We start from the raw sequence: 6734 nt of genomic DNA, 5'->3' as shown, positions 1-6734 counted from the left end.
CCGGCTTTCCCTCCCGCCACTGGTCGCTGCAGGCCGCCCTATCGCGAGAGGAATGAGGGCATTATGCGGGAGGTTTTGGCACCGGGGATAAAAAGAACAGGTGAGGTGATCCCAAACCCATTCGCAACCACCGGCTGTCACCCCGGCGAAAGCCGGGGCCCATCTTGGGGCGACGCCAAGTGTACCGAGCGCCTGCAACGTCCGCCGCACCATCTCAGGATGGGCCCCGGGTCAAGCCCGGGATGACAGCCGGTGGAGTGGGAGGGAACGGATCAAAGCGGAAGGTCCGTTGTCGACCCCATTGGGGTCATAGTACGAGCGTGTTTTGGTTGCCAAAACCGACTGTTCAGGTAGGCGATTTCGGCACGGAAAGCTTTCGGGCCAACAGCGTCAAGCAGAGGGCAACATTTAGTATGGGAAGCGCCAGATAGCTAAGGAGAATTACGGCCCGGTCTGGCACCTCAAGGGCATAGAACGCGAAATCGGAGCCGCATGGTGTGCCGTACCTAATCGTTCCGAGCCAAATAGAAGAAGTGGATGCAAGCGTCCCGACGAGCAATATAGCAGTGAACACTAGCGGAATGGTCCCCAGTCCATTTGAAGCCCCTCTGCGTAATAGGAAAACTGCCATAGCGAACAGGAGCGTGCCCGAGATGGCCGAACTCGCTAATGCACTGCCGCTATCGCCTTGCGTGCAGGTGGTGGCATACCCAAACAACTGGATGGGTATGGTCAGAAATGCCAGAACTATTAGTGTCACAGGCCCAGACTCCAAGACTTAACTGGCATAGTCTGCTTACGGGGAAAATCTGCCAATAGCCGACCGGCAGAAAACCACCCCAAAATAGACACCGCCTGCCGGCGCCTAAAACCCCCCGCCCGTCTTGAACCCGCCATGCTTGCGCGAGCCGGACGAACCGGTGCGCGGTCGTGAAAACCCGCCGCCGGACGAACCGCCGCCCCAGCCGCCGCCGAACCCGCCACTTGATGGCTTGTTCTTGCGGCCGCTGCCGCCGATGCTGCTGTCGGGCCACTGAAAACCGCCACCGCTGGGCGGCCAGGGATTGCTGGCGCGCGATTGACGGGTCGGCCGGTAGCCGGCGCCCCATTCGCTGCCTGGCGCCCAGTTCTGGCTCTTGCGCCACTGGTCCCAATAGCTGGCCGCCGAAATGCCGCCGCGCAGGAAGTCGTTGAGGAGGTCTCCCACCAGCCGGTCTTCCTTGAAGCTGGACCCGGGATCATCAAAGCGCTGCTTCTTGAATTCCCACTGGATGTCTTCGAGTTCGCGCCGGCGCGCGGCGAGGGTCTTGAGCCGTTCGCGCTGCTCGCGGCTCTCCTCTTCCTCCTCGCGCAGCCGGGTGCGGGCCTCGTCGATCTGGGCCACCAAAGTGTCGTCCTGCCCGGTCTGCGTCTGGCGGGCCTCGGCCAGCAATGTCCTGATATCTTCGCGCCCCAGCGCCGCAGCCAATTCGGCGGCCGCCCCTTCAAAGGCCGGGTCCTTGCCTTCGGCCAGAATTTGCAGGGCCTCGGCCGCCGCGTCGCGCTCGTCTTCGACCCGCGCGATTTCGGCGTCGAGCGTCTCGATGCTCGTCTGTCCCGCCGCGATGGCCTGGCGCAGCGGCTTGCCGCCCGCAGCATCGACGGCCGCAACTTCCATGGCCGCCAGTTCGGCCTCGGCGGCGGTGACCCTGGCTTCCTGGCGTTCGGCATGCTCGCGCAGCCGCATCGGGATTTCGTTGAGCATGGCGAAGTTCGGGCGCGCCTTGGCGAAACCCACCAGATCGGCCACCAGACCATCCAGATAGCGGGTGAGATTGCCCGCCTTGTAGCTGGAGGTGCCAAAGCCGGCGTCCCACAGATACATGAACAGCGGGTCCTCCCGATAGGGTCGGCCCTTCTCCTCGCGATCAGCCTCCGCCATTTCGGTCTTGCGCATGGATTGCTCGGCAATCCTGTCCAGCTCTTCGGTCTCGGCGCGTTTGGCGGCATAGGCCGGATCGGCAGCCAGCTTTTCGACCTGCACTGCGGTCAGCGCGTTCAACTGGTCCTGCTGCTCCTCGAGGGCAGCGATCGCCGCAGCACGTTTGTCGGTCAGTTCGGCGCGGCGGGCGTCAAGCGCACTGATTGCCTTTTCGGCCTTCCCTACATCCTTGGAATGGGCCTTGAGCGTGTCGCGCGCCCTGGCTTCGGCGGCCGAAATCTCTCCATCCAGTTGCGACTGGACCGCGGGATCGAGCCGCAGCCGGGCGAGCTGGCGGAACAGCTCCGCCTCGTGCTCGCGGATCTTGCTGGCCCGCTCGGCCGCCCGTGAGACGCGCTTGGACAATTCGTCCTCTTCGCGCCGAATGTCGCGCATGGCTTCTTCCAGGCTTGCCAGCGCTTGGGGTCCGCGAATGCTCATGCGCCTACCACCTGGTCACCGCGCCGCCCAAGACCGGCACGGCATATTCCACATCCAGGAAGCCATCCGACTTCCGGCCCATGATATTGGCCTGGATGATCCCGTCATCACGTTTGTCCGCCGCCACGGCGTCATAGACACTCTCCGGCACGCGCACGCCCCAGATATCGACCGCTTCGGTCTCGCCGCTCTCTTCGTTGAGAATGGGCAAGGTCAACGCATTGCCATCCGGGTCCAGCGCTTCGACCACCACATAATAATTGGTGGCGTCGGTATTGATCTCCGGGAAGGTCCAGAAGCCGGATTGCACACCCTGGCGGTTGACGACCCGGAGGGTATATTCCAGCCGCAACTGGTCGCGCAGGGCCTCGAGCCGTGCCACGGCGTCCTCGGCCCCGGTCCGGTTGCCCTCGGAGGCAAAAGCCTTGCCGCGTTCGACCAGCGCCTCGGCCTCGGTCACGGCCTGCTGCACCTTGGTTTCTTCGTAGATGGTCTGATAGAGCGCATCCATCTCAGCGGGCAGGCCTTGGCTCAGTTCGAGCTGGGCCTGTTCGGCCTGGCCGCGCTGATAGGGCTGCCAGAGGCCGAAATAGCCGATGCCGGCCACCAGCAGCACACCGAGCGCCACCAGCACCGGCCGGCCCCACGTCTTGCGCCCCACGTAAAGCCGCGCCAGCGTCGTACCCAGCCCGGGGGCGGGGGGCTCGTAGGTGAAGCGGCTCTCGGCCAGTGCCGAGACACCTTCCTTCAGGATATGGTCGGGCACCTCAATGCCCTGCTGGTGGTAGAGCGCCCGCAGCTTTTCAATCAGCTGCTTCTCGCGCGCTACGCCGTCCAGCTCGCGGGTGACCAGATCCTGCCGGTGACGGAGCGTGTCGACCACGTCCATCGCCAGCATCACCTCATCCAGGGGGGCGGCCTGTGTCGCCGACGCTTTACTCATGCGATGCCCGTGCCAGTCGCGCTGCCGATTCAGCTCTTGGTTTCGAGCAACAGGGCATTACCCTCTGCCGCCAGCGTCGCCAGGCGCCGCTTGCCATCTTCCACGGCATCGCGGATTTCTGCCGAGTTCTTGGTCGAGGCCACGCGCATCTCATTAATGATGCCGCGGCTTTTCTCCTGGAAGTTGACGACACTATCGACCAGCTTCTTGACCGCATCGGCGCGCACGGTCGGGCCATAGCCGGCCTTGATCGCCTCTTCCTGCACTTTGTCCCCGATCTCCGAAAGGGTTTCGAGCGACTTGCTCATGCCTTCCTTCATGGCATTGAGCGTCTCGGTGCTCTCATGCAGGCCGAACATGCCGGTGAACGAGGCAGAGAGGGCCGTCAGCACGGTTTCATTGGTCGAGAAGAACGAAATCGACTGCTGATAGACGCGCTCCTTGGCGTTGGTCGTCTGCATCAGCCGGGCCATCACCACTTCGGAGGTGTTGTAGGAAATGGTCAGATTGTCCGAGAGGTCCTTGGCGATCTGATAGCGCTTTTCTTCGTTCTGCATTTCGCGCAGGCGTTCGTCGCGCGCCATTTCCAGCCGCGCCCGGTCGGCCGGAACGTCGCCGGCATAGGTAGCCAGCTCGTCGGCGGCCTTCTGCAGGATGTCCTTCTTTTCCTTGAGGCGCGCCTCAGCGGTCTGCAGCACTTCGAGCGCCATCACTTCGGACTGCTTCAGCGCGCCGCGGAAGTCGCGATAGGCTTCCAGAATGGTGTGTTCGCGGTCGATCTGGTCCTTGGTATCCGAGGTGACTTCGAGATAGGTGTCGCGGATCTTGTTGAAGCGCGTGGCAATGTCGCCACGGCTGACCTTCATCCACACATTGGAGGCCCGCTCGAACAGGTCAATCTTGTTGTCCTGGAGCTGGTCGACCATGCCCTTGGCATCGTCGCGGATGGAATCGAAGCCCTTGGTGATGTCCTCATAGCGCTCGCCGATCTTCATGGCGGCAACCTGTTCGCGCACCACCTCGTTGAAGGCGCTTGCCTGTGAGAGGGTGCGGCCGATCAGGATGACGCGGGTTTCATCCAGTTCGGTGATCTGCTGGAGAAGACCGGTGATCGGTGCCTCGGCCTGGTTTTCCGGCCAGATGCCCAGGTCGCGGATCGCGTTGACCGCCTTGTCCAGATACTGGAGCGGCTTTTCTGCCAGCACCGAAACGGTCGGTGCTGCGGTTGGCGCGGCGGTGGTCACTGGTTCGGTCATCCCTGTCTCCCTCAAAAGATAAGGCCGATCTGGCGAAGCCGCCGGCACATCCTAGATTGCGTCTGCCGCCCCGCCTGACAATTGCAACTGCGCGTTCCGGCAACTATTTAGTCCATATTGGTGCGAAAAAGCCGCACGTAAAGAAGCAAGACCTGCACCATGAACACTCTCCATGTCGGTTTCGATTCAAGCCCGGTTCGGGCGGGGCGGACGCACTGATGGATTTCGGCGGACGCTATCGCATTGCAGCCGGCCGGATGGCGGTTTGGGCGGCGCTCAACGACCCCGATATGCTCAAGGCGGCCATCCCCGGCTGCAGCCATATTGGCTGGACCGGTCCGGACACGCTCGACCTGGCGATCACTGTCAATCTGGGCGTGGTCAAACCCAGTTTCAAAGGCGAACTGGTGCTCTCCGATGTGGTCCCAGCCGCCAGCTATACCCTGGCTGGAAGGGGCAAGGGCGGGCTGCTGGGATTGGCAGAGGGCGCGGCCGATATCGTGCTTGCCGATGACGGCCCCGGGACCCTGCTGTCCTTCACGGCCAAGGGCGGTGCGTCGGGCCAGATCATGAAACTGGGCAAGGCGGTGATCGGCAATTCCGCCCAGAAAGTCATCGACGGTTTCTTCGAGCGCTTCGCTGCCGCCATGGGCGCCGAGATCGAGCCGCTGGGTCCGGTTTGACCGGCGTTCAGATTTGCTTAACCACGTCCAAATCCGGCGCAACTCGGCCATGATTTTGCCGCGCCGGATCGGCTAGAGAGGACGAGGTTCAACGCAATTTGTTTCAAATCCAACCATGTCCTCCCAAACCCGAGACAGTATCGCCCTTTATGTCATCGCAGCCGCGGCCGTGCTGGTGACCCTGTTCGCCGATATCGACCTGGGGCAGATGTTTCAGGCGCTGCTGACGCGCTTCTAGCGCTCCTCCACATCGGCCCGAATGGCGGGCTTAACGATCATTTTTGACCAATTGGCAAAAATTTGCGCCTTCCCTCTTGCGGGCGAAGCCATTGCAGGATTTTATCTTCCGTTAGCGCACACAGATTGACCCTCGGGGCATGGCTCCGGTGCTGGTGCGAGACAGGGAGATACAATCAATGAAATTTTCGACCCTTACCAAGGCCATCGCTGGCGGCGTCGCACTGAGCGCTGTGCTCACCGGTGCTGCTCTTGCCGATCCCGCCGTCATCTATGACCTGGGTGGCAAGTTCGACAAATCCTTCAACGAGGCCGCGTTCAACGGTGCCGAGGCCTGGAAGGCCGAGACCGGTGGCAACTACATGGATCTCGAGCTGCAGAACGATGCGCAGCGCGAGCAGGCCCTGCGCCGCTTTGCCGGTCAGGGTGCCAACCCCATCGTGATGGCCGGTTTCATGTGGACCGCCGCGCTGGAAGCCGTTGCCCCTGAATTCCCCGATACCAACTTCGTCGTCATCGACACCGTTGTGGACCAGCCCAATGTGCAGTCGATCCTGTTCGACGAGCACACCGGTTCCTTCCTGGTCGGCGCGCTCGCCGCGCTCAAGTCCGAATCCGGCACGCTCGGCTTCGTGGGCGGCATGGACGTTCCGCTGATCCACAAGTTCTATTGTGGCTATGCCCAGGGCGCCAAGGCCGTCAATGCCGACGCCACCCTGATCGAAAGCTATACGGGCACCACCCCTGCCGCCTGGAATGACCCGGTCACCGCCGGCGAACTCGCCAAGGCCGCCATGGACCAGGGCGCCGATATCGTCTTCGCCGCTGCCGGTGGCTCGGGCCTGGGCGTGCTGCAGGCCATGGCCGATGCCGGCGAGTACTCGATCGGCGTCGATAGCAACCAGAACTATCTGCACCCCGGCTCGGTGCTGACCTCCATGCTCAAGCGCGTCGACGTTGCCGTGCAGACGGCCATGACCGAGGCTGCCGATGATGCCACCTTCAAGCCGGGCCTGACGGTTCTTGGTCTGGCCGAAGAAGGCGTTGGCTATTCGGTCGACGAGCACAACCAGGACCTGATCACCGACGAGATGATGGCCACCGTCGACGATCTCAAGGCAAAGATCATTGCCGGCGAGATCGAAGTCCACGACTACACGACCGACTCGACCTGCCCCGTCTAAGCCAAAGGCGATGAGCAGCGACACCAACAA

6 protein-coding genes are annotated in these 6734 nt (G+C 62.6%); 3 read left to right on the top strand and 3 right to left on the bottom strand.

What is annotated here, in order from left to right:
* Positions 1 to 865: 865 nt before the first annotated feature.
* The 3 genes from QZ564_RS06995 to QZ564_RS06985 are packed head-to-tail and all read right to left on the bottom strand — an operon-like array spanning position 866 to position 4600.
* Entirely contained in the window at positions 866 to 2401 is a 1536-nt protein-coding gene (locus QZ564_RS06995; RefSeq protein WP_297106876.1) for a hypothetical protein, read from the bottom strand.
* A 4-nt stretch (positions 2402 to 2405) separates the two neighbouring features.
* Positions 2406 to 3344, bottom strand: coding sequence for a DUF6384 family protein (locus tag QZ564_RS06990; protein ID WP_297106873.1), 939 nt, complete (start codon positions 3342 to 3344; stop codon positions 2406 to 2408).
* A gap of 29 nt (positions 3345 to 3373) precedes the next feature.
* Positions 3374 to 4600: a cell surface protein gene (locus tag QZ564_RS06985; RefSeq protein WP_297106870.1), complete on the bottom strand. Its 1227-nt coding sequence runs from the start codon at positions 4598 to 4600 to the stop codon at positions 3374 to 3376.
* A gap of 218 nt (positions 4601 to 4818) precedes the next feature.
* Between QZ564_RS06985 and QZ564_RS06980 the strand changes: the two genes are divergently transcribed.
* The 3 genes from QZ564_RS06980 to QZ564_RS06970 all read left to right on the top strand — a co-directional run bounded on the left by QZ564_RS06980 (position 4819) and on the right by QZ564_RS06970 (position 6704).
* A complete protein-coding gene (locus tag QZ564_RS06980) occupies positions 4819 to 5283 on the top strand; it encodes an SRPBCC domain-containing protein (RefSeq protein ID WP_297106867.1) in 465 nt (154 codons plus the stop codon).
* A 115-nt stretch (positions 5284 to 5398) separates the two neighbouring features.
* Positions 5399 to 5521: a hypothetical protein gene (locus QZ564_RS06975; RefSeq protein WP_297106864.1), complete on the top strand. Its 123-nt coding sequence runs from the start codon at positions 5399 to 5401 to the stop codon at positions 5519 to 5521.
* Between the two features lie 178 nt (positions 5522 to 5699).
* Positions 5700 to 6704, top strand: coding sequence for a BMP family ABC transporter substrate-binding protein (locus QZ564_RS06970; protein WP_297106862.1), 1005 nt, complete (start codon positions 5700 to 5702; stop codon positions 6702 to 6704).
* The last annotated feature ends 30 nt before the right edge of the window (positions 6705 to 6734 follow it).

The organism is uncultured Devosia sp. (genome assembly GCF_913055165.1).
Taxonomy (GTDB): domain Bacteria; phylum Pseudomonadota; class Alphaproteobacteria; order Rhizobiales; family Devosiaceae; genus Devosia.
The sequence above is the reverse complement of the archived record's forward strand: the minus strand, read 5'-3'. Positions and strand labels throughout refer to the sequence as shown.

Coding starts and splice junctions, on each gene's coding strand:
- QZ564_RS06970 (WP_297106862.1), top strand. CDS start 5,700: ATGAAATTTTCGACCCTTACCAAGGCCATCGCTGGCGGCGTCGCACTG.
- QZ564_RS06995 (WP_297106876.1), bottom strand. CDS start 2,401: ATGAGCATTCGCGGACCCCAAGCGCTGGCAAGCCTGGAAGAAGCCATG.
- QZ564_RS06985 (WP_297106870.1), bottom strand. CDS start 4,600: ATGACCGAACCAGTGACCACCGCCGCGCCAACCGCAGCACCGACCGTT.
- QZ564_RS06975 (WP_297106864.1), top strand. CDS start 5,399: ATGTCCTCCCAAACCCGAGACAGTATCGCCCTTTATGTCATCGCAGCC.
- QZ564_RS06990 (WP_297106873.1), bottom strand. CDS start 3,344: ATGAGTAAAGCGTCGGCGACACAGGCCGCCCCCCTGGATGAGGTGATG.
- QZ564_RS06980 (WP_297106867.1), top strand. CDS start 4,819: ATGGATTTCGGCGGACGCTATCGCATTGCAGCCGGCCGGATGGCGGTT.